Origin of the sequence: Halogranum gelatinilyticum, from assembly GCF_900103715.1 — an archaeon.
GTDB lineage: Archaea > Halobacteriota > Halobacteria > Halobacteriales > Haloferacaceae > Halogranum > Halogranum gelatinilyticum.
This window is the reverse complement of sequence record NZ_FNHL01000002.1, coordinates 682,072-706,979: the sequence shown is the minus strand read 5'-3', so window position 1 is coordinate 706,979 and position 24,908 is coordinate 682,072. Positions and strand designations below refer to the sequence as shown.

General features: G+C 65.4%; 28 protein-coding genes. 10 read left to right on the top strand and 18 right to left on the bottom strand.

Annotation, left to right across the window (positions count from 1 at the left end; all coding sequences use genetic code 11):
• Positions 1-12 precede the first annotated feature (12 nt).
• Positions 13-855 carry a PspA/IM30 family protein gene (locus BLR57_RS10095; RefSeq protein ID WP_089697391.1) on the bottom strand — a complete coding sequence of 281 codons (843 nt, stop codon included), beginning with the start codon at positions 853-855 and terminating at the stop codon, positions 13-15.
• A 53-nt stretch (positions 856-908) separates the two neighbouring features.
• Between BLR57_RS10095 and BLR57_RS10090 the strand changes: the two genes are divergently transcribed.
• Positions 909-1,523 carry an alpha/beta hydrolase gene (locus BLR57_RS10090; RefSeq protein ID WP_089697390.1) on the top strand — a complete coding sequence of 205 codons (615 nt, stop codon included), beginning with the start codon at positions 909-911 and terminating at the stop codon, positions 1,521-1,523.
• A gap of 87 nt (positions 1,524-1,610) precedes the next feature.
• Here BLR57_RS10090 and BLR57_RS10085 read toward each other — a convergent pair whose 3' ends face one another.
• From BLR57_RS10085 to BLR57_RS10040, 10 genes are all read right to left on the bottom strand, one after another.
• Positions 1,611-1,805 carry a cold-shock protein gene (locus tag BLR57_RS10085; protein ID WP_089697389.1) on the bottom strand — a complete coding sequence of 65 codons (195 nt, stop codon included), beginning with the start codon at positions 1,803-1,805 and terminating at the stop codon, positions 1,611-1,613.
• A gap of 118 nt (positions 1,806-1,923) precedes the next feature.
• On the bottom strand, positions 1,924-2,253 hold the full coding sequence (locus BLR57_RS10080) for a transcription factor S (RefSeq protein WP_089697388.1): 330 nt from the start codon (positions 2,251-2,253) through the stop codon (positions 1,924-1,926).
• A gap of 49 nt (positions 2,254-2,302) precedes the next feature.
• Positions 2,303-2,929, bottom strand: coding sequence for a DUF8135 domain-containing protein (locus tag BLR57_RS10075; protein ID WP_089697387.1), 627 nt, complete (start codon positions 2,927-2,929; stop codon positions 2,303-2,305).
• A complete protein-coding gene (locus tag BLR57_RS10070) occupies positions 2,922-3,791 on the bottom strand; it encodes a hypothetical protein (RefSeq protein ID WP_089697386.1) in 870 nt (289 codons plus the stop codon). Before BLR57_RS10070 ends, BLR57_RS10075 begins: the two co-directional genes overlap by 8 nt.
• A gap of 72 nt (positions 3,792-3,863) precedes the next feature.
• Positions 3,864-4,700 carry an RAD55 family ATPase gene (locus BLR57_RS10065; protein ID WP_089697385.1) on the bottom strand — a complete coding sequence of 279 codons (837 nt, stop codon included), beginning with the start codon at positions 4,698-4,700 and terminating at the stop codon, positions 3,864-3,866.
• 334 nt (positions 4,701-5,034) lie between these two features.
• Positions 5,035-5,994, bottom strand: a complete 960-nt coding sequence (locus BLR57_RS10060) for a beta-ribofuranosylaminobenzene 5'-phosphate synthase family protein (protein WP_089697384.1) — start codon at positions 5,992-5,994, stop codon at positions 5,035-5,037.
• A 153-nt stretch (positions 5,995-6,147) separates the two neighbouring features.
• Positions 6,148-6,465 carry a cupin domain-containing protein gene (locus tag BLR57_RS10055; RefSeq protein WP_089697383.1) on the bottom strand — a complete coding sequence of 106 codons (318 nt, stop codon included), beginning with the start codon at positions 6,463-6,465 and terminating at the stop codon, positions 6,148-6,150.
• A gap of 54 nt (positions 6,466-6,519) precedes the next feature.
• Positions 6,520-6,843, bottom strand: coding sequence for a DUF7126 family protein (locus BLR57_RS10050; RefSeq protein WP_089697655.1), 324 nt, complete (start codon positions 6,841-6,843; stop codon positions 6,520-6,522).
• Positions 6,840-7,757, bottom strand: coding sequence for a glutamine-hydrolyzing GMP synthase (guaA, locus tag BLR57_RS10045; RefSeq protein ID WP_089697382.1), 918 nt, complete (start codon positions 7,755-7,757; stop codon positions 6,840-6,842). Before guaA ends, BLR57_RS10050 begins: the two co-directional genes overlap by 4 nt.
• Positions 7,757-9,403: a CTP synthase gene (locus BLR57_RS10040; RefSeq protein WP_089697381.1), complete on the bottom strand. Its 1,647-nt coding sequence runs from the start codon at positions 9,401-9,403 to the stop codon at positions 7,757-7,759. The genes guaA and BLR57_RS10040 overlap by 1 nt, the downstream gene beginning before the upstream one ends.
• A gap of 99 nt (positions 9,404-9,502) precedes the next feature.
• Here BLR57_RS10040 and BLR57_RS10035 point away from each other — a divergent pair, with 99 nt between their 5' ends.
• Positions 9,503-10,402, top strand: coding sequence for a PHP domain-containing protein (locus BLR57_RS10035; RefSeq protein ID WP_342026202.1), 900 nt, complete (start codon positions 9,503-9,505; stop codon positions 10,400-10,402).
• Positions 10,403-10,420: 18 nt separating this feature from the next.
• Here BLR57_RS10035 and BLR57_RS10030 read toward each other — a convergent pair whose 3' ends face one another.
• Entirely contained in the window at positions 10,421-11,458 is a 1,038-nt protein-coding gene (locus BLR57_RS10030) for a saccharopine dehydrogenase family protein (protein ID WP_089697380.1), read from the bottom strand.
• A 123-nt stretch (positions 11,459-11,581) separates the two neighbouring features.
• On the opposite strand from BLR57_RS10030, the gene BLR57_RS10025 reads away from it, so the two are divergent.
• From BLR57_RS10025 to BLR57_RS10015, 3 genes are all read left to right on the top strand, one after another.
• Positions 11,582-12,397 (top strand): aldo/keto reductase, encoded by an 816-nt coding sequence (locus BLR57_RS10025; RefSeq protein ID WP_089697379.1) that lies wholly within the window; start codon positions 11,582-11,584, stop codon positions 12,395-12,397.
• Positions 12,398-12,454: 57 nt separating this feature from the next.
• The gene (locus tag BLR57_RS10020; protein ID WP_211603212.1) at positions 12,455-13,204 is read left to right on the top strand and encodes a DUF502 domain-containing protein; all 750 of its coding nucleotides are present in this window, start codon (positions 12,455-12,457) and stop codon (positions 13,202-13,204) included.
• A 368-nt stretch (positions 13,205-13,572) separates the two neighbouring features.
• Positions 13,573-13,845: a hypothetical protein gene (locus BLR57_RS10015; RefSeq protein ID WP_089697378.1), complete on the top strand. Its 273-nt coding sequence runs from the start codon at positions 13,573-13,575 to the stop codon at positions 13,843-13,845.
• Positions 13,846-13,907: 62 nt separating this feature from the next.
• Here the strand turns inward: BLR57_RS10015 and ppc are convergent, their stop codons facing one another.
• Positions 13,908-16,601: a phosphoenolpyruvate carboxylase gene (ppc, locus tag BLR57_RS10010; protein ID WP_089697377.1), complete on the bottom strand. Its 2,694-nt coding sequence runs from the start codon at positions 16,599-16,601 to the stop codon at positions 13,908-13,910.
• A gap of 522 nt (positions 16,602-17,123) precedes the next feature.
• Here ppc and BLR57_RS10005 point away from each other — a divergent pair.
• From BLR57_RS10005 to BLR57_RS18955, 3 genes are read left to right on the top strand one after another with little or no spacing between them, the layout of a single operon-like run.
• The gene (locus tag BLR57_RS10005) at positions 17,124-17,975 is read left to right on the top strand and encodes a cytochrome B (protein WP_089697376.1); all 852 of its coding nucleotides are present in this window, start codon (positions 17,124-17,126) and stop codon (positions 17,973-17,975) included.
• Between the two features lie 51 nt (positions 17,976-18,026).
• Positions 18,027-18,329: a DUF8113 family protein gene (locus BLR57_RS10000; RefSeq protein ID WP_089697375.1), complete on the top strand. Its 303-nt coding sequence runs from the start codon at positions 18,027-18,029 to the stop codon at positions 18,327-18,329.
• 43 nt (positions 18,330-18,372) lie between these two features.
• Positions 18,373-18,861 carry a hypothetical protein gene (locus BLR57_RS18955; protein WP_170830605.1) on the top strand — a complete coding sequence of 163 codons (489 nt, stop codon included), beginning with the start codon at positions 18,373-18,375 and terminating at the stop codon, positions 18,859-18,861.
• 109 nt (positions 18,862-18,970) lie between these two features.
• On the opposite strand, the gene BLR57_RS09995 is transcribed toward BLR57_RS18955, so the two are convergent.
• Genes BLR57_RS09995 through BLR57_RS09985 form a run of 3 tightly spaced genes read right to left on the bottom strand, consistent with a single transcriptional unit; the run spans position 18,971 to position 21,649 of the window.
• Positions 18,971-19,246 (bottom strand): ubiquitin-like small modifier protein 1, encoded by a 276-nt coding sequence (locus tag BLR57_RS09995; protein ID WP_089697374.1) that lies wholly within the window; start codon positions 19,244-19,246, stop codon positions 18,971-18,973.
• Between the two features lie 4 nt (positions 19,247-19,250).
• Positions 19,251-20,432 (bottom strand): cation:proton antiporter regulatory subunit, encoded by a 1,182-nt coding sequence (locus BLR57_RS09990; RefSeq protein ID WP_089697373.1) that lies wholly within the window; start codon positions 20,430-20,432, stop codon positions 19,251-19,253.
• Positions 20,429-21,649 carry a potassium channel family protein gene (locus tag BLR57_RS09985; RefSeq protein ID WP_089697372.1) on the bottom strand — a complete coding sequence of 407 codons (1,221 nt, stop codon included), beginning with the start codon at positions 21,647-21,649 and terminating at the stop codon, positions 20,429-20,431. Before BLR57_RS09985 ends, BLR57_RS09990 begins: the two co-directional genes overlap by 4 nt.
• A 139-nt stretch (positions 21,650-21,788) precedes the next feature.
• Between BLR57_RS09985 and BLR57_RS09980 the strand changes: the two genes are divergently transcribed.
• Positions 21,789-22,964 (top strand): NAD-binding protein, encoded by a 1,176-nt coding sequence (locus BLR57_RS09980; RefSeq protein WP_394327572.1) that lies wholly within the window; start codon positions 21,789-21,791, stop codon positions 22,962-22,964.
• Between the two features lie 98 nt (positions 22,965-23,062).
• Here the strand turns inward: BLR57_RS09980 and BLR57_RS09975 are convergent, their stop codons facing one another.
• Positions 23,063-23,482, bottom strand: coding sequence for a restriction endonuclease subunit S domain-containing protein (locus BLR57_RS09975; RefSeq protein WP_089697371.1), 420 nt, complete (start codon positions 23,480-23,482; stop codon positions 23,063-23,065).
• Positions 23,483-23,576: 94 nt separating this feature from the next.
• On the opposite strand from BLR57_RS09975, the gene BLR57_RS18950 reads away from it, so the two are divergent.
• Positions 23,577-24,227 (top strand): hypothetical protein, encoded by a 651-nt coding sequence (locus tag BLR57_RS18950; RefSeq protein WP_139173327.1) that lies wholly within the window; start codon positions 23,577-23,579, stop codon positions 24,225-24,227.
• Here the strand turns inward: BLR57_RS18950 and BLR57_RS09970 are convergent.
• Positions 24,220-24,897 carry an IS6 family transposase gene (locus tag BLR57_RS09970; protein ID WP_089697370.1) on the bottom strand — a complete coding sequence of 226 codons (678 nt, stop codon included), beginning with the start codon at positions 24,895-24,897 and terminating at the stop codon, positions 24,220-24,222. The two genes, BLR57_RS18950 and BLR57_RS09970, sit on opposite strands and share 8 nt — an antisense overlap.
• Positions 24,898-24,908: the final 11 nt, after the last annotated feature.

The window sequence follows — 24,908 nt, the reverse complement described above, 5'->3', positions numbered from 1 at the left end:
AAAACTGAGAACTTACTCGGCGCTCTTCTCTTCTTCCTGTAGCTCTTCCAGTTCGGCTTCGACCTCTTCGTCGTTCACGTCCGTCTCGACGTCCAGGTCTTCCTCGACGTCGACGTCTGCCGTGTCGGCCTCCGTCTCGTCGGTCTCCGGTGCCGAGCCTTTGCCCATCTCGGCCTTCAGCGTCTCCAACTCGGAGTCGATCTCGCTGGAGCTACGCCCGGCTTCGAGTTCGCGGTCGATGGAGTCCTTGTCCGAGAGCGCGTCGTCGAACGCGCCGGTGTCCTGCAGTTCGTCCATCGCGGCCGAACGAGCCTCCATCTCGTCGGTCCGCTCTTCGGCGCGCTCGATGGCGCGGGCGGTGTCGGACATCTCGTCGCCGACGCCGCTCATCGCCTCGGAGACGCGCGTCGAGGCCTCGGCGGCCTCGTAGCGGGCCTTCATCGTCTCCTTCTTCGTGCGGAACTCCTCGATGCGGCTCTGGAGTTCGTTCTTCTTCTCGACGAGGTCGTCCTGTGTGGACTGTAGCTGGGCGATCTGACCCTCCAGCTCCTCGATCTGGTTCATCTTCGACTTCTTCTTCTCTAAGGCCTGTCGCGCGAGGTCTTCTCTGTCCTGTCGGACGGCCTCACGGGCCTGTTCGTTGTGCTTCTCGACGTTCTCCTCCAGGCGTCGCTTCTGGATCTCCAGTCGCTTCTTCTGGGTCGTCAGGTCGGCGATGCCCTGTTTGACCTGCTGGAGCTCGTCGCGCATCTTCTCGTAGGAGTAATCCAACGTCTCCGTCGGGTCCTCCGCGCGGTTGAGGAGGGCGTTGATTTTCGAGCGAATGACGTAGGAGGTACGCGAGAGGATTCCCATACCCCTCACTTGTGCACGCTGACCTTAAAACCTCACGCGAGAAAGCGCTCTCTGTGTCCGAGACCATCCTCCTACCGGGTCTCCGTGAGGCGAAAGCCAGCCTCGATACGAGCGACGGAAGCGACTCGAACGCCGTCGTCGTCGCCTGCCCGCCACATCCCCAACAGCGCGGCCACCGCGGCGACCAACGCCTCGTCGCCGTCGCCGACGCCGTGACCGAACGCGGGGTCGACTGCCTGCGCTTCGACTACGGGCCGTGGGACGAGGGCCGCGGCGAACGCGCCGACGCCCAGAACGCCCTCCGCTGGGCCTACGACCGCTACGACCGCGTCGGCCTGTTCGGCTTCAGCTTCGGCGGGGCTATCGCCCTCCTGACCGCGGCCGACGCCGGTCCCGGCGACCTCGCGGCGGTCAGCGCGCTCGCCCCCGCGGGCCAGCTCGCTGTCGACGGCCACGACGCTGTCTGGGCGTTGGACTACGTCGACGTGCCGACACAGATCGTCTACGGCGTCCGCGACGACACCGCCGAGTGGGAGGGTATCGTTGACCGCGCACGAGAACTCGGGATGACGACGGTCGAACGCAGTGCTGACCACTTCTTCATCGGCCAGGAAGCGAAAGTCGCGCGGCTCGTCGCCGACTTTCTGGAGCCGTACCTCGTCGAGTAAATACTGGACGACGCGACCGAGCGCCGTCGCTTATGAATGTGAACAGTCAGAGAACGATACCGTTAGAGAACCGCTAAAACGCCGGAGTTACAGGCGGGTCAGGTTCTTTGCGCGCGGGCCCTTCGGGGCCTGCTCGATCTCGAATTCGACTTCCTGCCCTTCTTCGAGGTCCGGGCCGCCGATGTCTTCCATGTGGAAGAACACGTCGTCGTCCGCGTCGTCCGTCGAGATGAAACCGTAGCCGCCAGTGTCGTTGAAGAAATCAACTTCGCCTTTTGCCATTGCTCTTGAACACATCTGCTCGCGTCGGATAACCCTTCCGAAGGGGTCGCGCCAGCGAGAAGGGTTGCCACGGGGCACGGAAAACGGCAGTGAGTGTCGCTGGCGACGCAGAACCGGCTCAGTTGTACCCGCGCCACCGCTTTCCACATTCTTGGCACTTGAAGAATCGCGTCGGCGGTTCGTCGGCCGAGCCGGTCTGCTTGATCGTGTACCACGCCTTGTCGTGGCCACATTCGTCGCAGACGACGTCGTTGGCGGTCGGCTTGCCTTCGAAATCTGCGCCCTCCTCGGTCTCGATGAGTTCGTCGCCGGACTGTTCCTCGGTCGAGACGAACTGCGCGGCGAGGTCCTCGTCGCGGTCGCTGGTGCCGCCGCAGTCGTCGCTCGTACAGACCATCTCGCCGTCCTGTGAGACCATCATGGACCCACAGTCGTCACAGAACTGCATGGCTGGACGTTCGGCTCCACGCACAAAGACCAGTCGTCTTCGGTTCCGGCTACTCGTCGTCGACCATCGGACAGTTCCGCACGCGGAACTGCTCGACCGTGACGACCTCGACGATCTCCGTCCCCTCGTGGGTACAAGTCGCCTCGGGCGGCTCGCTGAAGTGCGGACACTTCTGGCAGTAGTCGCGCTTCGAGACGGTTTCGTCCGCCGCCGTCGCCGCCCAGTCGCCGGCCGCGGCCGACGGTGCCGACCCGTTGGTCAGCTCGCTGGCGCTGGTTCCGGCGGTTCGGGTGCTCACTGACGGCTCGCCCGCGCCGACCGCGCCGCCGACGTCGTCCCCCGGACCGTCCCCGAACACCTCGTTCCAGAGGTCGTCGGTGTCGACCTCGTCGACGTCGACCGGCTCGAACGCCTCGTCGAGGTCCTCCTCGGACTCCGCTTGACGACGCTCGCCGAGTTCTCGCGCGAGGTCTTCGAGCGGCATCGAGTCCGCGCTTCCCTCGCTCGCCTGTGCGGCGTCGGCCCGGTCCTCGGTATCGTCGCCGTCACCAACATCGCCGACATCCTCGACGTCCTGCACGTCGCTCCCGTCGCCGACACCCTGAACGTCATCACCCAGCCGATCCCCGTCGGAGGGGTCCTCGCTCGGCGGGTCGACGCGCTCGTCGTCACTCATGTCGTGTCTCCTCCCCGATATCCCCGGGGGACGGCGCGGGGTCGGCATCCTCTCCGTCGACCTCCTCGTTCAACAGCTCCGTCGGCGTCGGCACTGTCTCGTCGGCGGTCTGTCCGGCGAGTGCGGGCCGGTCGCCGACGGCGAGCGTCGCCGACCCGAAGAAGCCGCGGGCGGGTTCGACGTCCGTGAAGGGCTGTTCGCAGTGTGGACAGCGCGCTTTCGCGAGTAGACCGACGTGGACGACCGAGTCGCATCCGCCGCATTTCGCGGAGGTGACGCCGTGACGGTTGGCCTCGGTCTTGAGGTCGTCGACGCCGCGCCACTGTGCGACCGTCGCCTCCATCCGCGCCGTCCGGCTGCGGAGCGAGACGACCGCCCGCGCGAGCCGTGTCAGCTTGTCGTCGAGGTCGTCGGTCGTATCCCGGAGATACGTCAGGATCTCCTCGTAGTTCTCGAAGCCGCGGTCCAGCCGCTCGCCGAGCTGGTCCAGCTGCTCGTGGGCCTCTGTGGCGGCCGTCCCCGCGGTGTTGACCCGCTCTTCGAGGTCCGGATGGCCGTGGTCCGCCGGTGCCTTCGCGTCGGCCTCGCGTTTGACTTGGACGACGCGGGTCCGCACGTCGTCTATCTTCTCGTCGAGTTCCGACTGGAGGCCGTCGACGCGCTCGTCGAGGCGGTCGAGTTCGTCGGTCACGCCACTGTTCACCCCGGATTCGTCAAGGAGACCGTCCTCCTCTTCGACCAGCCGGTAGGCGACGACCGCCCGCGTCAACAGCTCGTCGGTCTCGACGTCGGCCTCGGTGGCCCGCTCGTCGAGCCAGGTTTGAAGCTCCTCGGGCAACGACTCGGCCTGCTCTCCCGACATCTGTCAGGACCTATGCGGCCCACGGCTTAAGTATTGTCCGCGTCGCCAGACTATTCGAGAATCGGATCTGACTCACCGGATCTTCCGCACGTCGCTCACGTCCAGCCCGCCCTCGTGGATCTCCGTCTCGAAGCGGACGATGTTTTCGGACTCCAGGCGGGCGAGCACGCCGCGGAACGCCCGGACGACCATCGTCCGTGCGCGCTGTGAGCCGCCGGACTCCCACTCGAACTGGAGCGTCCCGCTCGCGGCGTCCATCAGATGGCCCAGCTCCGTCGGTGCCAGCGTCTCCTGGTTCGCGAGGACGACGATGAGTCCGCCCCACTGGTGGGAGGCCTTCATCAGCCCGCGCATCAGCATCGCGATCTCGTTCCACGCGAGTTCGTCGTTGACGGCACCGACGAGGTCCGTGATGGAGTCGATGAGCACAAGATTGCCCGCGGCGTTGGCGGTCAGATAGTCACCCAACGCCGACATGACGCCGTCGCGGTTGTGTTGCTCGCCGAGGTCCTGTAACGTCGTCATCTCGCCCATGTACCAGTCCCGCGGGATGGGACTCAACTGGAAATACTCCGGCGAGAAGTCCTTGAACGTGATCTCGCTGACCGCCGCCTCGACGATCTCGTCGGCCATCGTGTAGGTCATCTCCCGCTCGATGCTCCCCGCGCCCGCGGTGAACGAGATGTAGTGGACCTCGTCGGGCAGGCTGGTGTCTCCCTCCAAGCCGCCGTAGTGGAGGTCGAACAGATCGTCGTCGGCGTGGCCAAGGGCGTTCATCGCCGCGCTCGTGTAGAGGAACTCGCGGGCACCCGCGCCCGATTCGCCGACGAGCAGTACCACGTTGCCGGGGGGGACGCCACCCCCGATGATACGGTCCAGCCGAGAGACGCCGAAGGGGAGATTAGCCATGACACTGTCTGGTCGGGGTGAGCCTATAGTGATTCCGCCGCTCGTGGTTGTTGCTGACTTTGTGATTCCTCCCAGCACGACTGCGTGCGGGAACTGGAACACATCGGAAGCCCACGCGCTCTGGACTCGGGGGGCTCGCCGCGCTCCTCGCTCCGTTCGCTTCGCTCACTCCACTGCGGTGCTTTCGTCGCCCTCCTTCGTCCAGAGCACGTCCCCTTCCAGTCCCACCCGTGGGTTGTCTTTGCAGTCGTCGCTCGGTGAATGTCCCGGTAGTCGTCGTCTGTCGAAAGCCGCCGCTGTCGCCGTCAGGAGAAGCCACCAGAAACGCTTGACCTCACTCCACTCGCGCGCCGCGGTTCCGGCCGCGGGCGACGAAAACCCGCCCACCGCCAACGGCGTCGAGTGCCTCCTCACCGGCTTCGAGCGCGGCGTCGGCGTGGGCGACGTCGGTCACGCCGTAGACCGCCGGTCCCCACGAGGACTGCCCCGCGCCGTAGACCGCGGGCGTCTCTGCGAGCCGTTCGACGAGCGCGCCGACCGGCGGTCGGTAGACACCGCCCTGCTCGTCGGCGTACCACGCGCCGTTGAGCCGACCTACCTCGGCGACCGCCTCGCCGAAGCGTTCGGCGGAGCCGGTCGCGATGGCGGGCAGCAGCCGCCGGGTGAGGATACCGGCGATGCGGTCGGCGATGGCCGGGTCGGCGCGTTCGACGACCGAACGCATACTCTCGTCCTCCTCGTCGCCGTCCCGGCCGGGGTCGACGTCGGGGATACAGACCAGAAACCGCCAGTCGTCGGGGACCGCGTGGCGCGCCGCGACGGGCGGGACAGCCCAATCGCCGTCGACGGGGCGGTCGGTCGTAAAGCGCGTCGTCGGATGTCCGGCGTCGAGGACGAACCCTCCCGACTCGAAGGTGGCGACGCCGACGCCCGAGCGGCCGCCGCGGCCGAGTTGGGGCGCGAGTTCGCGGACGTCGTACGCCCGGCCGTGTGCCTCGGCGACGGCCGCGAGCGTCGCCAACGCGAGCTGCGTCCCGCTGCCGAGTCCGGCGTGTCGCGGCAGCCGCTCGTGGACCGTGACGTCCGCGCCAGAAACGTCGAGGAGGTCGGTCGCGCGGGCGGCGTAGTCCCGAACTGTCGCGTCGGCACAGCTCACCGTCTCGGCGGGTGTCGCCTCGACGACGGTTTCGGGCCGGTCGAGACCGACGCCGAGCGCGCCGTAGAGACGCTCGTGGGAGAGACTGAGGTTGCCGAACCCGAAGTGGAGTCGGCCACCGCTGGCGACGCGAACCATAGCTCCCACTTCCCTCCACCGGAGTAAGCCGGTTTCGGCGGTGGCAACGACATCCTGTGTTCGGGTCGTTGGGCGAGGTTCGAGCGCGAAGAACTGACGTCGCTCGCGACGACGTTGGTGAAGAACGAGTACCCGGCTGTCGCCTGATTTCGACTACGACGGCAGCGGGCAGAGACTCGCGGTAAAGACGACGACCTCGTCGGTGTCGTTGCGCGCGCCGTGGACGACGCCGCGCTCGTGGAGGACGACGCCGGGTGCGTCGACGGCCTCTTCCTCGTCGTCTTGAATCACGGTCACGGTGCCCTGCAGGACGTGAAAGACGTTCGTGCTGTCGCCGTGTTCGTGCGGCGAAAGCTCCGCATCGGGGCCGAGCGCGAAGCATTTGACGAGCACGTCGTCGGTCACGGCCAGTTCCGCGGTCTCGACCTCGCCCGCGTCGGGCTGGAGGTCGGTGAGTCGGTCGAGTGTCATGGCAGAGCCGTCGCTCGCCGACGGGTTAAGCGTGACGCGAAAACGGGGGACGGGCTACGCGACGAGTTCTTCGGCGACCGTTTCCGGCCCGAGCAGGTTCGGGTCGACGGCGAGGTCGGCCTGGCCCTTCGCGAACTCCGGCAGCGTGTCGTGGGCGTAGACGACGATCTTCACGTCGGGATGGAGGTCCTTCGCGACCGGGATGGCCGTCGCGTCGTCGAGGTCCGTCAGGACGAACAGGTCGACGTCGGCCAGTCCGGCGGCTTCCAGTCCCTCGGCGTTGACGGGGGTGTCGATGTACGTCGTCTCGACGCCCTCGGCTTCGAGCGCGCTCCCCAACCCGTCGGCGTCGTCGCCAGCGACGAGTGCCCTCATTATTCGTACTCGATGGTCGCCGGTGGCTTGTGGGTCACGTCGTAGACGACGCGGGCGACGTTGTCGTTCTGGCCGGTGATGCGCGACTGGATACGCTGGAGCGTCTCCCACGGTAGCTCCTGGGCGCGGGCGGTCATGCCGTCACGCGACTCGACGGAGCGTACGGAGACGATCCAGCCGTGGACGCGGTTGTCGCCCTTGACACCCGTCGCCTTGCCGACGACGGCCGCAAAGGCCTGCCACGGCTCGTGCTTCTCGGTCTCCTCCTCGACGACGTGACACGCGTCGCGGGCGACCGCGACCTTCTCGGGGGTGACCTCGCCGATGACGCGCACGGCGAGTCCCGGGCCGGGGAACGGCATCCGCTCGGCGACGACCTCTTCGAGGTCCAGCGCGCGCGCGACCTCCCGAACCTCGTCCTTGTAGAGGTCCCGGACGGGTTCGACGAGACCGTCGAAGTCCACCACGTCCGGCAGGCCGCCGACGTTGTGGTGGGATTTGATGTTGCCCTCGGACTCGATGCGGTCGGGGTAGATGGTCCCCTGCACGAGGTAGTCGGCGTCGGTGTCGCGCGCCTCGCGCTCGAACTCGCGGATGAACTGCTCGCCGATGACCTTCCGCTTCTCTTCGGGGTCGGTGACGCCCGAGAGCGCGTCGAAGAACCGCTCTTGGGCCTCGATGACGCGGAGGCTCTCCATGAAGGCGAACGTCTCGCGGATCTGCTCCGTCTCACCCTTCCGCATCAGCCCCGTGTCCACGTAGACCGGGGTAAGCTGGTCGCCGATGGCCTCGTAGGCCAGCGCGGCGGCGACCGAGGAGTCCACCCCGCCCGAGAGGGCGATGATGGCGTGTTTGTCGCCGACCTGTTCTCGAATCTCTGCTTTCGCCTCGTCGATGAAACTGTCTACGTCGACCATTATGCCTGAATCTCCGTCTTCTCTTCAGTTCGCTCGACCACGGCGTCGACGAGTCCGACGAACGGCGGACTCGCTCGGTCGGGTCGCGAGCGGTACTCGGGGTGGAACTGCGTGCCGAGGAAGTACGGATGGTCCGTCCGTTCGAGAATCTCCATCCGGTTGCCGGCCTTCCCGGAGAAAACCATCGCATCGGCCTCCAGTTCGTCGATATACTCGGGATTGACCTCGTAGCGGTGGCGGTGCCGTTCGGTACAGGCGTCCGCGCCGTAGACCGACGCCGCCAGCGAGTCCGGGTCGATGTCCGTCTCGTGGGCACCGAGACGCATCGTGCCGCCGAGGTCCTGCAGGTCGTACTGCTCGGGCAGCAGGTCGATGACGGGATAGGGGGTGTCCTCGTCGATCTCCGCGGAGTGCGCGCCCTCCCAGCCGAGGACGTTTCGGGCGTGTTCGACGACGGCCATCTGGAAGCCGAGACACAGTCCCAAGAAGGGGATATCGTTCTCGCGGGCGTAGCGGACGGCCTCGATCTTGCCCTGCGTCCCGCGGGAGCCGAAGCCGCCGGGGACGACGATGCCGTCGGCCTCGCGGAGGCGTTCGGCGTGGTGGTCGTGCATCTTGTCGGAGTCAACCCACAGCACGTTGACGTCGACACCCAGTTCGAGACCCGCGTGTTTCAGGGCCTCGTGGATGGACATGTAGGCGTCTTCCAAGGCGTATTTGCCGACGAGCGCGATGTCGACGGAACCCTCGCGCTCGCGGGTGACGAGTTCGCGCCAGCTGTTGTCGCGCTCGGCCTTCGGCAGTGCCTCGCCGGTGAGGTCGAGCCGTTCCATCACGAACTCGTCGAGACCTTCGTCCTCGACCATCAGGGGAACGTGGTAGATGTCCTCGACGTCGGGGTTCGAGAAGACGGCCTCGGTGGGGACGTCACAGAACTGGGCGATCTTGGCCTTCGTCGCCTGCTCGAGATGCTCCTCGTTGCGGCCGACGAGGACGTCGGGCTGGAGACCGATAGAGCGCAGTTCCTTCACGCTGTGCTGGGTCGGCTTCGTCTTCTGCTCGCCGTTCTTCGAGTTGGGAACGAGCGTGACGTGCGTCAGGAGGAAGTCGCCCTCGTCCTCTTCGTGGGCGAACTGCCGGAGGGCTTCGAGAAACGGCATCGACTCGATGTCGCCCACGGTCCCGCCGATCTCGACGATACAGACGTCCGAGCCGTCGGCGGCCTCGCGGATGCGCCGTTTGATATCGTCGGTGACGTGCGGGATGATCTGGACCGTCTTGCCCAGATAGTCACCGGCGCGCTCGCGCTCGATGACGTGCTGGTACGTCTTGCCCGTGGTGATGTTGTGGTCGGAGGTCATGTCGACTCCGAGGAACCGCTCGTAGTTCCCCAGGTCGAGGTCGACCTCGCCCCCGTCCTTGAGCACGTAGACCTCGCCGTGCTCGTACGGGTTCATGGTCCCGGCGTCGACGTTGAGATACGGGTCGACCTTGACGGCCGTCACGTCGAACCCAGCGTTCGAGAGCAGTCGGCCGGTACTGGCGGCCGTGATACCCTTCCCCAGTCCGGACATCACACCCCCCGTCACGAAAATGAACTTCCTCCCCAAATCGGGGTCGTAACCTGTGTCAGGTTCCGTCGGCATACCGAGTGTGTGCGAGGGTCGCTGAAAACGGTTTCGGACCCGTCAACGCCGTGGGAGAGCGGCGCAAATTCATGGATGTTAGGATGTTCTAGCTGTCTAATGGACGGGCGTGAAATTCTCCGGCGTCGGTTGCCGGACGAGACTCCGCCCCCGTCTCGGGGCGACACGCCGAACCACACCGGCGACAGCTTCTACCTCCTCCCCGGCGAACCTCCGGCAGTGACCCACAGCCACGACTACCACGTCCACTCGAACTACTCGGACGGTCGGTTCCTCTTCCAGATGGCTCGCGCGGCCGAGAAGGCCGGGCTGGACGGCATCGGCTTCGCCGACCACTGCAACGTCTCCGCACGCGAGGAGATGCAGGAGACGAAACGCCATCTCGGATTCAACCTCGATCAGACATACGAGCGACGCCGACAGGCACTCGACAATCTCAACGAGCGGTTCGACGTGACGCTCTACGACGCCGTCGAGATGGACTACGACCCGCAGGACGAAGCCGAGATCGCCGCGTTCCTCGACGAGGCCGACTTCGACTATTCGATTGGAAGCGTCCACCATCTCGAAGACGTCAACGTCCACTTTCAGGGCTATTTCGCGAAGAAAGACGAGGACGAACGGCGCGCGCTGGCCGACGACTACTACGACAAACTCGTCGCGCTCGTCGAGTCGGAGCTGTTCGACATCGCCGCCCACGTCGATCTGCTCGAACGCAACCCCGTCCTCCGAGGGTACGCGACCGAGGAGCACTACGAGCGCGTCGCGAAGGCCTTCCAGAACTCGCGGACGATCCCCGAGATCAACGGCGGCCGTATCCTGCGGGACTACGCGGAGTACCATCCCGCGCCGTCGTTCCGCGAGGTGCTCGACGCTCACGACGTTCCCTTCACCGTCGGCTCGGACTCCCACGAGCCCGAGACGCTCCGAGAAGTGACGCCGGTGCTCAGAGAGTTCTTCGAGGAGAGCGGCCGCGATCCCGTCCGAATCGTCGAGTGAGTCAAGCGAACCCGGAACTCAGTCGTCGAGACGCTGGACGCCCGGGACGTCGAGAATCAGCTCCGGGCCGAACGCACCCGCTGGCGTCTGGTAGCCGACCGGGGCGTCGCCGTCGCCGACGCGCTCGGTCGTGAGCAGGGCCGTCTCGACGGTCAGCTTGTAGGTGTGCGGCGTCCGCAGGCGGCTGGTGACCGTGTCGCGGCCGTCGGTCGCCTCGCCCCAGACCCAGACGAAGCCCTCCTCCAACTCTTCGTCGTCGGGCCCCTCGACGCGCTTGTCGACCAGCCGTTTGAGCACCGACTGGACGGCGTCGCGTTCGAGCAGCCCGCCCAGCACGCGGTCGGCCCGGAGGAGGAGCCGCGCTGCCCGCGGGAGCGGCGTGTAGACCTCCACGGTCGGGATGCCGGTCGTGTAGTAGGCCGTCGCGACGTCGCCCCACGGGACCGTCGTCGCCGTCTTCCGGCCGCGGCCGAAGTCGACGTTTCGGGATTTCCACGCCGCGGGGACCTGCTTGAGCCGCCCCTCTCGCCGGACCACGCCACCCTCGCCGAGTCCCTCGATGGCCGTCTTCAGCGTCCCCGGCGAGAAGGAGCCGACGGCGTCGAAACCGAGCGCGAGCGACGTCGCCTCCGGCAGTCTGTCGTGGAGATGCGCGGCGAGACAGTCGGTCGGGACGACGTCGAAGCCGACGCCGGGCATGAGCGTCACCCCGGCCTCGGCTGCCGCGTCGTTCATCCGGTGCAGTCGCTCGAAGACGCCGATCTCACCCGTGATGTCGAGATAGTCGGTCCCGGTCTCGATGCACGCGCGTGCCAGCGGCTCGGCCGTCCGGGCGAACGGCCCGGCACAGTTGAGCAGGACGTCGACGTCTCGGAGCTGGTCGGCAGCGTCCTCGACGTCGAACACGCGGCTTCGCAGGCCGAGTTCGTCGGCCAGTTCGGTCACCTTCGCCTCCGTGCGCCCCGCGAGCACCGGCGTCCAGCCGCGGTCGACCGCCGTCCGTGCGATGTGCTCGCCGGTGTAGCCGTACGAGCCGTAGATGAGGACCTCAGCCATCGTCGTTGTCGAAGACTTCGGTGTCAGTTCGCTAAACACTGCTGGTTCGGAGAGCCGACGAGCGTGCCGTCGCGGCTGCCGGAACCGCAGGGTTTCAGTGACTCGGCGGCCGAACAGCCGGCCATGGAACAGATGCCACGACTCGGTCTCGGGACGTACCAGAACACCGACCGCGAGCAGTGTATCGAGAGCGTCCGGACGGCCATCGAGATGGGCTACCGCAACATCGACACGGCCCAGATGTACGACAACGAGGCGTACGTCGGCGAGGGAATCGCCCGCGCGCTCGACGAGATGGACGGCGACCGCGAGGACCTCTTCGTCGCAACGAAACTCGACACCGACAACACGGGCTACGACGACGTCGTCGAGACGACGAAGGAGAGCCTCGACCGCCTCGGGCTGGACTCCGTCGACCTCATGTACGTCCACTGGCCGCTGGACGCCTACGACGCCGAGGAGACGCTGCCCGCGCTCGACGAGGTCGTCGACGAAGGACTCGTCGACCACATCGGCCTCTCGAACTTCCGCCCCGACCAGCTCGACGAGGCGCGCGAGATTCTGGACGCGCCGCTGTTCGCCCACCAGGTCGAGATGCATCCGCTGCTCCCGCAGGAGGAACTCGTCAGCTACGCGCAGGAACACGACCACACGCTCGTCGCCTACTCGCCCGTCGCCCGCGGCGAAGTCGCCGACAACGAGACCATCGCCGACATCGCCGACGCCCACGACGCCTCGCCGTACCAGGTGAGCCTCGCGTGGCTGCTCTCGAAGGACAACGTCGCCGCCATCCCGAAGGCCACGAGCGAGGCCCACATCCGCGACAACTTCGAGGCACTGGCGCTCGAACTGTCCGACGAGGACCTCGCGGCCATCGACGCCATCGACGACCGGAACCGCCTCGTCGACTTCGACGAAGCACCCTGGAACCAGGTCTAACGGAGCGAGACGTTCCGTCACAAGTGGTTTTTTGCGGTCTCGGTTCGGATGGATTGCATGGCAAAGACACCGGCCGGTCGGGGGCTCACGGGTAACCTCCGTCACTGGCTCGTCACCGGGCTCGCGCTGACGGTCCCACTCATCGTGACGCTCTTCATCCTCGGCATCGCGCTGAACTTTCTCTCGAACGCGTTGGACCCGACCGTCTGGCTGGTCCGGTATCTTCCCGGCGTCTCGCCCATCGTCGAAGGTATCCTCATCGAAGCGGTGATGTTTCTGTTCTTGCTCGTCATCATCCTCGGCGTCGGGCTGACCGCCGATGTGACCGAAACGAACCACGCCCAGACCTTTCACACCGCGGTCGAGGCGGTCCCCGGCGTCGGCGAACTGTACCGGAGTTTCCGCCGGATGAGCGACGTCGTTCTCGACGACGAGACCGAGACCTTCCAAGAAGTCAAGCTCGTCGAGTTCCCCCACGAGGGGTCGTATTCGCTGGCGTTCGTCACGGCCGACACGCCGGGGACGATTCACGACGCCGTCGGCGAAATGGATATGCAGACGCTGTTCGTCCCGCTCGCGCCCAACCCCGTCATGGGCGGCTTTCTCGTCCACTTCTCGACTGAGCAGATCTACGACGTCGACATGACCGTCGAGGAGGCTATCCAGGCACTCGTCACGAGCGGCGTGTCGGTCGAAGTCGCCGGCCGCGACCGCGACCGGCCGATGTCGATGGACGAACTCGGCGAGATGAACATGGACCCCGTCGACGAGACGTTCGACGCTGACGACCCGGACCGGCCGGGATAGTCGAGGGCACAGTTTCGCATCCGGCGCGCGGCGTCGCGCTCCTGCGTGAGCGCGACCGACGCGCGAGGGATGAGCGAACGAGCGGAAGCGAGTGAGCGAATCGGCTGGGGAGGACGTGGCTATGCGGTGCCGTGCAGTGCCGTGCGGTCTCTCGGTGTGTTTCGGCTACTCCTCGACAACTCTGAACGCTCGCCGATTACTCCGAGCACTCCACACCGACTACTCCGAACACTCGTCACCGACCACTCCGAATACTCCTCGCCCCCCGCCAGCGGTCTTATCCCTCGTCACGACGATAGAACAACCATGTCCTCCATCCTCGGTCGACGTCCAGCCTCCGTCGGTAAATCGCAACCCACACTCCACTGATGACACTCCTCGAATCGGTATTCGTCTTCATCGTCGGCTACGTCAGCGGTGCCGTGACCCGGTGGGTCGCCGGTCTCGCCGCCATCGCCGCACTCGTCTTGGCGATACTGGGACTCGCCGCGCCAGCGTCCGTCTTCGACCTCATCGCGCCCGTCCTCGACATCTACGCCGGGAACGAACTGCTGTTTCTCTCGGGCTTTCTCTTCGCTATCGCCCGTGACCGACGACGCCGTCGCTCGGGGAGTCGAAACAGCAAGAGTCGAAACGACTGAGAGGGGAGGAAGTCAGAGCGGGTTTCCGCTCTATTCGACGCTTCAGTCCCGCGATTCTCGGACTATCCGGTGTTCTTCATCCCGGCCGCGATCCCCTTCACCGTCAGACGGAGGGTCTTCTCCTCCTCGGGCGTGCGGTGGGTCTGCTTCAGGAGATGCGTCTGCAGGAAGTTCAGCGGGTCGACGTAGGGGTTGCGACGCTTGAGACTCTCACCGAGCCACTCGCGCTTCAGGAGCTTGTCGCGCTCGGAGATGTCGAGCACGAGGTCGACGCCGTTCTGGTACTCGTCGGTGACGCGCGGGAAGAACTGCTCGCGGAGGTCCGCCTCGGCGAGGTCGGCGTACTCCGCGGCGATCTCGAGGTCCGTCCGCGCCAGCGACAGTGCCGCGTTGTCGAGCGTCGTCCGGAAGAACGGCCACGACTCGTACATCTCCTTCAGCGTCTCGCGGTCGCCGCCGTCGTCGAGGTAATCCTGCAGCCCCGAGGCCAGCGAGTACCAGCCGGGGAGGATACACCGCGACTGGGTCCACGAGAACACCCACGGGATGGCACGGAGGTCTTCGACGGTCCGTTCGCCGCTTCGGGAGGCGGGCCGCGAGCCGAGGTTGAGGTCCTCGATGACCGTGATGGGCGTCGCCTGCTCGAAGTAGGAGACGAAGCCGTCGGTGTTGAGCAGGTCGCGATACTCCGCCCGCGCGGCGTCGCACATGAGGTCCATCGCGTCGACCCACTCCTCGGGCACGTCCTCTTCGGGTTCGAGCATGGCGTTGTGCCGCGAGCGGATCTGCGCGTCGAGCATCTGTTCGAGGTTGCGCTCGGCGATGCGTCGGTTGGCGTACTTCTCGGCGATGGCCTCACCCTGCTCGGTGAACTTGATCTGGCCCGTGACCGTCTCGTTCGGCAGCGCGAGCATCGCCTGGTTCATCGGCCCGCCACCGCGGGAGATGGAGCCGCCGCGGCCGTGGAACAGCCGCATCGTCACGTCGAAGTCGTCGGTGATGTCCGCCAATCTACGCTGGTTCTTGTAGAGGTCCCAGTTGGCCGCGAGCACCCCGTTCTCCTTGTTGGAGTCGGAGTAGCCGAGCATGATCTCCTGGACGTCGTTGCGGGCGGCGAGTGCCTGCTCGTAGGCCTCGTTCTCGAACAGCGTGCCCATGATGCGCCGCGCGCCGTTGAGGGCGGATTCGGTCTCCAAGAGCGGGACGATGTCGAGTCCGCAGTGGTCCGGGAGCGAGATGACGCCCGCCTGGTCCGCGAGGAACAGGACTTCGAGGACGTGACTCGGCTCCTCGGTCATCGAGATGGCGTAGGTGTCGATGGCACCGACGCCGTACTCGCGCTGCCAGTCGGCGAGCTTGTCGAACCGTCGCAGGACGCGCTCGGCGTCGTCGGAGACGTCGCCCGGTTCGCTCAGGTCGAGCACCGGCTCGTCCTGCAGGATGGCGTCCGTCAGCAGTTCGACGCGCTCGTCTTCGTCCATGGCCTGGTAGTCGAAGCCCTCGGCTTCGAGTGCCTCGTGAATCGCGCCGGTGTGCATCTCGCGGTGGTCGCGGAGGTCGAGGCTGGCAAGCGAGAAGCCGAAGGTGTCGACCTGTCGAAGCAGCGGCTGGACGAAGGTCTCGACGACCTTGCCCGCGCCGTTGCGTTCGAGGCTCGTCGCGATGGCTTCGAGGTCGTCGATGAGTTCATCGTGGTTCTCGTAGCCGCCGGGGCGGACGTCCTCGACGCGGTCGAGCCGTTCGCGCATCAGCTTCAGCTTCTGGCGGTACGGCTCGTCGGGGTAGCGTTCCTCGGTCTCGTCGGCGACGACGGGGAGCCGCTCGCGGTCCGCCGCCAGCGACTCCTCGAACGCCTCGCCGACGTCGATACGGTTGCCGTCCTGGCTCAGGACGCCCGAGAGTCGCTTGAGGGCGGTGCGGTACTTGGCGAGGACGACCGACCGCTGTCGTTCGAGCGTCTCGGTCGTCACCTCGGGCGTGACGAAGGGGTTGCCGTCGCGGTCGCTGCCGGCCCACGAGCGGAACTCGAACAGCTTCGGCACGTCGACGTCCGGATAGGCCTCCGAGACGGTCTCTTCCAGTTCGCTGTAGACCTCGCCGACGACGTCGAACAGTGTGTTCTCCAGATACCACTGGACGTTGCGCGCCTCGTCGGTCGGCTCGGGCCGTCGGTTGCGGACCTGCGGCGTCTGCCAGAGGCTCGTGACCTCGGCGTCGACGCGGTCCCACAGCTGGTCGGCCTCCTGTTCGGTCGTCCGCCGCTCGTCGAGCGCTTCGAGGTCGTCGGCGATAGAGCGGAGCTTGGCTTTGACCGTCTTGCGGCGTGCCTCAGTCGGATGCGCGGTGAAGGTCGGCTCGATGAGCACGTCGTCGAGCACCTGCTGGACTGTCTCGCTGTCGGCGTCACCCGACGACAGGGTGGCGATGGTCTCGTCGAGGCTGTCTTCGAGTTCACCCTCTTGCGAGCCTTTCCGGACTGCCCGGACACGCTCACGTTCCTCGGCGAGGTTGATGAGTTCGAAATACGTGGTGAACGCGCGTGCAACGACACTCTCGCTCTCGGGGTCGAGTTCGTCGTAGATGTCGTGTAACGGCTGTCGTGACGGCTCGGAGCCATCGCGGTAGGCGATGGCGGCCGTCCGCAGTTCCTCGACAGTCTCGAAGGCGTCGGTCGACGTCTGCGCTTCGAGCACGTTCCCCAGTAGCGCGCCCAGCTCGCGGACGTCTTGTCTGACCGTCCGGTTGTGGAGGCTCATACCCATGTCTACTCGTCACGTGTGATAAAAGCACACGCTACAATCCGAAAAATTGCCTCTGAAGTGAGTAAATTCGTCACGAACGTTCCTCGTCGTCGCCTCATCCCGTTGACGTCACACGTCGTTCCGCGCCGTCGCCGTCGCTCGTCGGCGGAGAGAGTGGCCGCGGTGAAGGGGGGTGACACCGCGGCCCGAGACGACACACGATAGTCGGGATGACAGTGGTGGCACGGCGGCCGCGGGCGGTCGCGGACCGCTGACGCCGTTGGAGTCGACACGAGCCTCGGGGAAGTATCTCGCTAAGTGGGATATATACCGGTCCGGACGGTCGCGTAGCACCACCGAGTTCGAGAGTGGGTCGCGACGGGACGACCCCGCTGGCAGCGTTTGGGGGAGACGCGGCGGCGGACAGCCGTCGAAGCGGGAGAAACCCGGCGTGAGCGCGTCGCTTCCGCCGAGTCTCCCGCGGGACGCCACCGCACACTTCGTCACTCTTTTTACCAGCCACACCAAGGGTCAGCTATGAGCGACAACGACGACAAGTACCCGACCGAGTCCGGTCGGCGGCGGTTCGTCAAGGGCGTCGTCGGGGGGGCGGCGCTTGCTGGTGTCGGCACGACCGGCGCTGCTGGCATCAACCTCGCGACCACGTCCTCCGGTGCCGGTGGCGGGTCCACCCAGGCGATGGCCATCGAGAACACCGCCGGTCCCGCGCCGCGCGGGATGCCCCAGATCCCCATCGAGATCGACTCCGAGGGCTACATCAAGGGCGTCTGGCCCGAGGTCGGCGAGCAGACGGAGGCCGGTGTGACCATCCAGATCGCCGAGACGCCCGACTACGGCGGCAGCGGCGTCACCTACTCCTCGGAGTGGTTCCAGTACTGCGGGGTCGAGTCCTACGCGGGCATCCAGCCCGACTACGAGAGCGAGAACTACTTCCGCTCGGGCGCGAACCCGGCCTACACCTGGCAGCAGGACACCTACAGCGAGGGTGACCGCCTCCACGTCGACGACTTCTCGGACTACCGCGAGTGGGGTAACGGCATCGGCGACGCAGGCGTCGGGAAGCCCGCGACGGGCACCTGGCGGTCGCAGGACGCCGACGACGTCATCCCGATCCAGGTCGTCCGCAGCGAGCGCATCGAAGAGGCCGCACAGGACGACCCGTGGCTCCAGGCCTCGACCGACCAGGGCTTCATCGCCTGGCTGAACAAGTGTACGCACTTCTGCTGTGTCCCCGGCTACAAGCAGGCCTCCGACGCCGCCCGGTTCGGCGCGGAGAACGGGGTCTACTGCCAGTGCCACCAGTCGGTCTACGACCCGTTCAGCATCGTCGAGACGCTGTTCGTCGCCCGCCCGCGTCCGGCCGAGTAATCGCCTCCGACACCCGGTGTCTTTTCACGAACCCGCTCCGTAGCCGCGGCCATGGACGACGCCTTCCAGACAGAGCTCGACGCCGCCCGCGACCTCCTCGACGACGACAGCATCACCGCCTTCCACGTCGGGGTCGTCCGCGACGGCGCGGAGGTCGACACCACCTACTCCTACCGCACCGACGACGCCGACAGCCAACAGGAGGGCTTTCAGGCCCTGTCGTTGCTCGCGACCCATCTCCGCCTCGTCGCCAGCGAAGCCGGTCTCGACTACGAGACGGTCGCGGCCGACGCGGTCACACTGGCCCAGCAGGTCGAGGAAGCCGGTCGCACGGCCGACGCAGAAGACGAGTAGCCCATTCAGTTGTATATTAGTAGTGTGAGTTTCTTCTTGTAGTATGCCCTCCCGACGAGCGTTTATGTCGTCAATTAGTCTCGGGTCCATCGCCGGTCTTGCTGGATGCTCAGCATTCGATGAAACTCCAGACCAAGGTAGCATCAGGCTTGTCAACGATCAAGTGGTTCCGCACGAGATTTCACTGCAAGTGGTCGACGTCGGCTCCCGTCAAGGAAATGCCCCCGGAGAAGTGGCAGGCAGTGTAAACGTGGTCGCAGCCCAGCGAAATCTAAGCTTGACTGTCGTACTCCCTCCCGGCGAAACCAAGACGTACTCTGACGTTTTCACAGAGCCAGTTTGGTATGCGATCCAGTTCGAAATGGACGACAACGAACCAGTCCGAGCTGATCCCAGAATGGCGTATAATCCGTCAAACTCAGTCGGCGACTGTAATTCAGGCTCATTTGTGGAAGTGTCTGTAAGTGATGATGGGAACTTCTGGTGGGAAGTCGTCGGTATAGGGGATAACGGGCTCTGTCATTCGTATTGACCCGAGTGGCGACAAACAACTGACCGTTCCGCTGACGCCTGTTCGGTCGTGGACGACACTGGAAGAACGGTGTTTGCCTGAGATGCGAAACAATTCAATTAAAAGCCACTCAACCGCCGCTCACCGGCGGGAACAGCGCGAGTTCGTCACCGGCTTCGAGCACCGTCGCCAGTCCGTCTTCGATGAAGACGTTCTCGCCGTTACAGAGGACGTTGATGTGGTCTCGGAGTTCGCCGTCGTCGTCGAGGACGCGCTCTTCGAGCGCCGGGTGGTCCGCGAGCAGTGCGTCGAGGGCGTCGCCGACGGTGTCGCCGGCGTCGACATCGACGGCGACGTGGCGGTCGCCCGCGAGTTCTGCGAGGTCCGCAAACAGCTTCCACTCCATACGGTCACTCCCCCACCGCGGCTGAAGAGGGTTGCGCCTGTGCCTCGGCTTCGAGTTTGCGGAGCCCTTCCGGCCGGGCGACGACGTAGAGCGTGTCGCCCGCGGCGAGTTCGCGACTCCGCGGGGGCATCGCTTCGACGGTCTTGCCGTCGGACCGCACCGCGGCGACGGTCTGTTTCACGTCGCCGAGCGTCTTGCCGACGAGCGGACTGCCCTCGCGGACGGTCACGACGCCCATCGTCTCCTCGGCGGCCCGGAGCAGCGAGGCGAACTCGCGGTCGGTCTGCGGTTCGGCGGGGAGTGTCACCAGTCGGTAGGTCTTCGTGGGGTCGAGTTTCGCGGCGTCGGCCGCGTCGACCGCGAGCGTGGCCACGTCGCCAGCGGTCGCCCGCAACTCGGCGGTGAGGACCCGTTCCGGTGTCTCCGCGTCGGTCCACACCTGCACGACGTCGCCCGGACTCGCGCTGTTGGCCGGGTCCGCCTTGACGGCGACGGCGGCCCCGCCGGGGGTGAGCGTCGGCCCGATACCGGCCATCCGGCTGCCGACGGCGAGATACGTTACCTCGCCGTCGGCGTCGAGTTCGACGTCGACGTAGCCGACGCTGTAGTCGTCTTTGAGCCGCGTGGTGAGTCTGTCGCGGAGTTCGTCGACGGTCAGCTTCCGCGGGAACAGCAGCGTCTTGCCCGCCATCTCGTCTTTCTTCTCGACGGAGACGGTGTCGTGTTCGTCCATGTCGTCGATCTCGTCGGGGAGCGTGACGGCCGAGACGCGGCCGACCGACCGGACGACCTTGCTGACCTCGCCTTCGAGTTCCTTCACGCCGGTGATGGCGAAGACGTTCGTGGCGGCGGCGTCGCCGACGCGCTGGCCGACGAGCGAGGCACCGATAGCGACGCCGATGGCGGCGACGTTCGTGAGGACGGTCTCCAACTCGAAGATGGTCGCCTCGGTGCCCGCGATGACGCTGCTGAGCTCCGAGAAGTTCAGCGCGGCGACGACGACCGCCACGCCGATGAGCGCGGCGACGCCCTTGGAGGCGGGTTCCTTGAAGTACCAGCGGAAGACGAGCGAGACGATCCCGGCGGCCACCGCGGCGGCGAGCGCGTAGCCGAGGAGCACGCCGACGACGCCGAGCGCGGAGCCGACGACCTGCGCGATGGGGACGGCGGTCTGAAGGAGGCTCATACCGCCACCTCCGCGAACCGGTCGAGCGCGTCGCGCGTCCCGACGACGTACAGTTCGTCTCCGGCCGACAGCGCGGTCGACCCGCGCGGGGCGAACTGCCAGCCGTCGTGTCTGACCGCGAGGATACCCACCTCGTAGGTGTCGCGGACGCTCGCCTCGCCGATGGTCGTCCCGTCGAGCGGGCCGCCGGCCTTGACGGACACGCGGCGGAACCGCCGCCCGGCACGCCGGAGCAGCGACGTGAGTTCGAACTCCCGGAGCGTCCCGCGGGCCTGCACGACGACCTGTGCCGAGGAGGTGGCCAGGAGCGTCGCCGCGGCGGTGCGGTCGACGGCGACGGTCACCCGCCCCTCACCACCCGCCGTCACCGACGTCGGTGTGGGCGGCTCGACGGTCGCCGAGTCGGTGCCGCCGTCGGTCGCGGCTGCCTTCTCCTTCTTCTCGGCCTTCTCGGTCGACTTCGCGCTGAGGACCGTCCCCGAGACGACGCCGTCGGGCGTGACGAGGTCGACGACGTCGCCGCGGGCCAGCCCCGTCGGCACGAGCGCGCCGACCGAGACGGCGCGCTTGCCGGTCGGGACGCGTTTCGAGAGCCCACCGACCGGCGGAGCGGCGGCGATGGTCGCCCGCGCCCGCTCGTCGAGGCGGACGGAGACCTCCGCGAGGTCGTGGTCCGTCTTCAGCCGGTCGGCGAGTCGGGTCTCCAGTTCGGTCAGCGGGACGTCGGCCGGGAAGGTCCACTCGCCGTCCTGCAGTTCGGCGCGGAGTTCCGCGGGCATCGGCGGATAGCCCTCGATGTCGGCGACCTCGCCGGTGGCGGTGACGCGGACCTGCCCGCGGCCGCCGACGATGTCGACGACGTCCGTCGAGAGGGTCCGTTCGGTGATCTTCTTGAGCGTGAGCCGTTTCGGTAGTGCCGCGCCCAGTTTGTCACCCTGTGCGTGCGCGTAGAGCGTGATCATCAGGACGACGATGATGGCGACGACGATGGCGACGTTGTGCTCGGAGTTGAGGACCGTCTGGTCGTTCAGCGCGAGCAGGCCGCCGTTGACACCCGCAATCGCGAGTGCGAGGACGACGACACCGAACCCGGGGATGGTGACGTCGGTGAAGTATTTGAAGATGAAGCCGAGTCCACCGGCGATGACCGCGGGGATGATACCCGCGAGCACACCGAGATAGATACCGTAGAGGATCTCGACCGGGAGTGCAGCCATGTCCGGTGTCTCTCACTCCGGCACTATACTTGTACCGCTGTGAACTCGGCACGACCCGCGCTCGAACCCCGCGACCGCGGTGGGAACGCCGCCGGCCGCGCTGGGAGACTTTTTATACACCGCGTGATACCCACCGGACATGGCACTCGGAGGGCTGCAGATCGACCGGGAGTGGATCGGGGCTCGGGCGTCTATCCTGTTTACGCTCGTCGTCGCCATCCTCTCGGTCGCGACCGGTATCGCCAACATCTCGACGGCCCCGAGTGGCCCGCTCGTGCAGTACGTCCCCGAACTCGTCCAGCAGACGGTCGGCTTCACCGGCGCGCTCACCGGCTTCATGATGATCGCCAGCGCGCTCGGTCTCCGAAGCGGTCTCCGGGCGGCGTGGACCTCGACAGTGGTCCTCCTGCCGGTCACCGCCGCTCAGGGCCTGCTGCAGGCCAGCATCTACTCCTACCCGCTCGTCGCCGTCTCCGGCGTCACACTCCCGGTCGTCCTGCTCAACCGCAAGCACTTCGCCCGCGAGGTCGACCTGACGGCGACCCAGTTGGCCGCCATCGTCTCGCTCGTCGGCGCACAGGTCTACGGTACGGTGGGTACCTACGCCCTGCGTGACGAATTCAGCGGGTCCGTCAGAACCTTGACGGATGCGTTCTGGTACACCACCGTCACCGGCAGCACCGTCGGCTACGGCGACATCTATCCGGCGACACAGCGGGCGAGACTGTTCGGTGTTTCCGTCCTGATTATCAACGTCGCCGCCTTCGCGGTCGCACTCGGTGTCCTCCTGACCCCCGCAATCGAAGCCCGCCTCTCGAAAGCACTCGGAAAAATGAACGAATCACAGCTCGAACTCCTCGACGACCACATCCTCGTCCTCGGCTACGGGGAACTGACGGAACCGATTCTCGAAGAACTCGGCGGCAAGGCGGAGTTCGTCATCATCACGACGGACTCCGACCGCGCCCGAAGCCTCTCGGACCGCGGCTTCACCGTCCTCACGGCCGACCCGGCCGACGAAGACACCCTCGAACGCGCGAAGGTCGACCTCGCGCGCGCAGTCGTCGTCGCCACCAACGAGGACGCCCAGGACGCGCTGGCCATCCTCACGGCCCGCCAACTCAACCCCGAAGTCCGCATCGTCGCCGCCGCGACCCACCGCGAGAACGTCAACAAGATGAAACGCGCCGGCGCGGACACGGTCATCAGCCCGGCGACCATCGGCGGCCACCTGCTCGTGGAGTCCGCACTCGGGAGTGAGGACTCCGAGGAGAAAGCCGACCGCATCATGCACGAAGACGGGGAGAACCCCTAACCCGCAGGCGACGCCGCTCCGGTGTCGAAGTGTCGGTCCCTCTCGCTCGCGGGCGACGCCGCTCCGGTGTCAGACGCAGTTTGTGGCCGTGGTCCGGGTCACTCGAAGGCGGGCCGCGAGGCCTGCTCTGCCGCCCGAATCTCGTCGGTCTTCTCGACCTGTTCGAAGAGGTTCTTGTACGGGTCCGCACCGAAGATGTCGTTTCGCTCGAAGAGGTCGCGGGCCTCGTCGGTCAGCCGATAGAAGCGGTACGGTTCGCCCCGTCGCAACCCCGCTCGGTCCTTCTCGGCGGATTCGACGACACCGACCGTCTCTAGCTTTTCGAGCTGGCCGCTCAGGGTCGACTCCGGGATGCTGGGGTTGTAATACTTCAGCTCCTTTCGGCTCGGCGTTCCGCTCGGATGGCCGACGATGGTCCCGACGAGGTTCGCCCGTCGCTCGTGGTCGAGGGCGCTCATCGCCCGTATCGGGTCGAACCCCTGACGCCGCGGCACGCGCTGGTCTCCGAAGGTGCTCATCACGGTCTCATGTTGTCGCCTCTGTATAATGGTTATCCCGGAGTCAGCCGAAATGATCTGTTGACCCAAATATTATTACCAAAGAAATTGTTGTGTGAATTACAATGTTGGATGGGAAATTCAACCGCCGCAGCTTTGTCCGGAGCCTTGGGGTAACAGGTGCAGCCGCGCTTCCGACTACGATCGGAAAAGCAACAGACAGTACAACAGAGATTGTTACTATTCGTGGAAAGAACGGGGTCCCCCGGCAAAAAAAGAGGTTAGCTCCAAGTGGTGGGCACAAGAGAAGAGAGCAGAAAAGGCAAGACAGCGTCTAATTAAGGAGTTACAGCCAGACCAGTCAAGCGGTATTCAAATGGTATCAATTGGCAAATCAGATGAAATGATTGGTGATCGTTATAAAAGTGAAATACTGCTTCGTAAGTACCCAGAAAGAGGTTTAAATATTGAACGTGGTGTCATACCGGACAGAGTAGATGGTATCCCTATAAGAATGGCAGAACCAATTAATGTCACACCAGACTCCTGTAAGAAAGAGGTAAATATCATTGAAGGAGGAGATCCTGTTGACGAACCGGACAGTACTGGTCCTGGGAGCGCGACCTGTACTGTAATTCAAGATGGCGAAACACGTCTGATGACTGCCGCTCACGTCGTACAATCACAGTGTGACGTTTCTCCTGTATACACTGACGTGTATAATTACAATACTGATAAAAAACGTATTGGGGCACTGTCTAGATAACCTCCTCAGCTGGCGTTCGTCCGTCGAGCGATTGGTGCGGTCGTTGAACGTTATAGTAATGAACAAAAACTGCAATCCATTGCTGGGCGCTCAGCCGACTGCCCACCCACGAGTTGTGAAAACGGTCGACTCTCATTTTGAACGTGTGAAACCACTTTTCGATGAGGTTTCTGTCGGTATAGTCGACCCGACCGTTGATACCCAACCGATAGAAGGCAGTCCGATAGCCGAAGGCATCAGACAGAAACACTGCCTCTGAACAGTCGTGTTTCTCGGTGACGCTGTGGAGAAACGTAGCCGCTGGATCGGTTCCATGACGCTCGAAGAGAGCGACATCGAGAATCAGTTTTGTGTCGAGGTCTATTGCGACATACAACCACGACCAGTTGCCGTTAATCTTGACAGCCGTCTCATCGACCGCGACCCGCCTCGGCTTCGCCATCGGCGGGTTCGGAAGGCTGTCAGCAAGTCGATGTACCCACTGAAAGATTGCTTGAAACGATCGTTCTACGCCAAGGAGACGAAGAATCGCTTCTGTCTCTCTAAGAGACAATCCGGCAGCATGGAGACGGACGGCGAACGCCCTGACGGGCGTCGCCGTCCGCTCCCGCTGCCAACATTCAAGCGTAGCAGTGTCTAAACTCTCTCTGAGCAGGTCTTTGAGCGGCATAGGAAACTAGC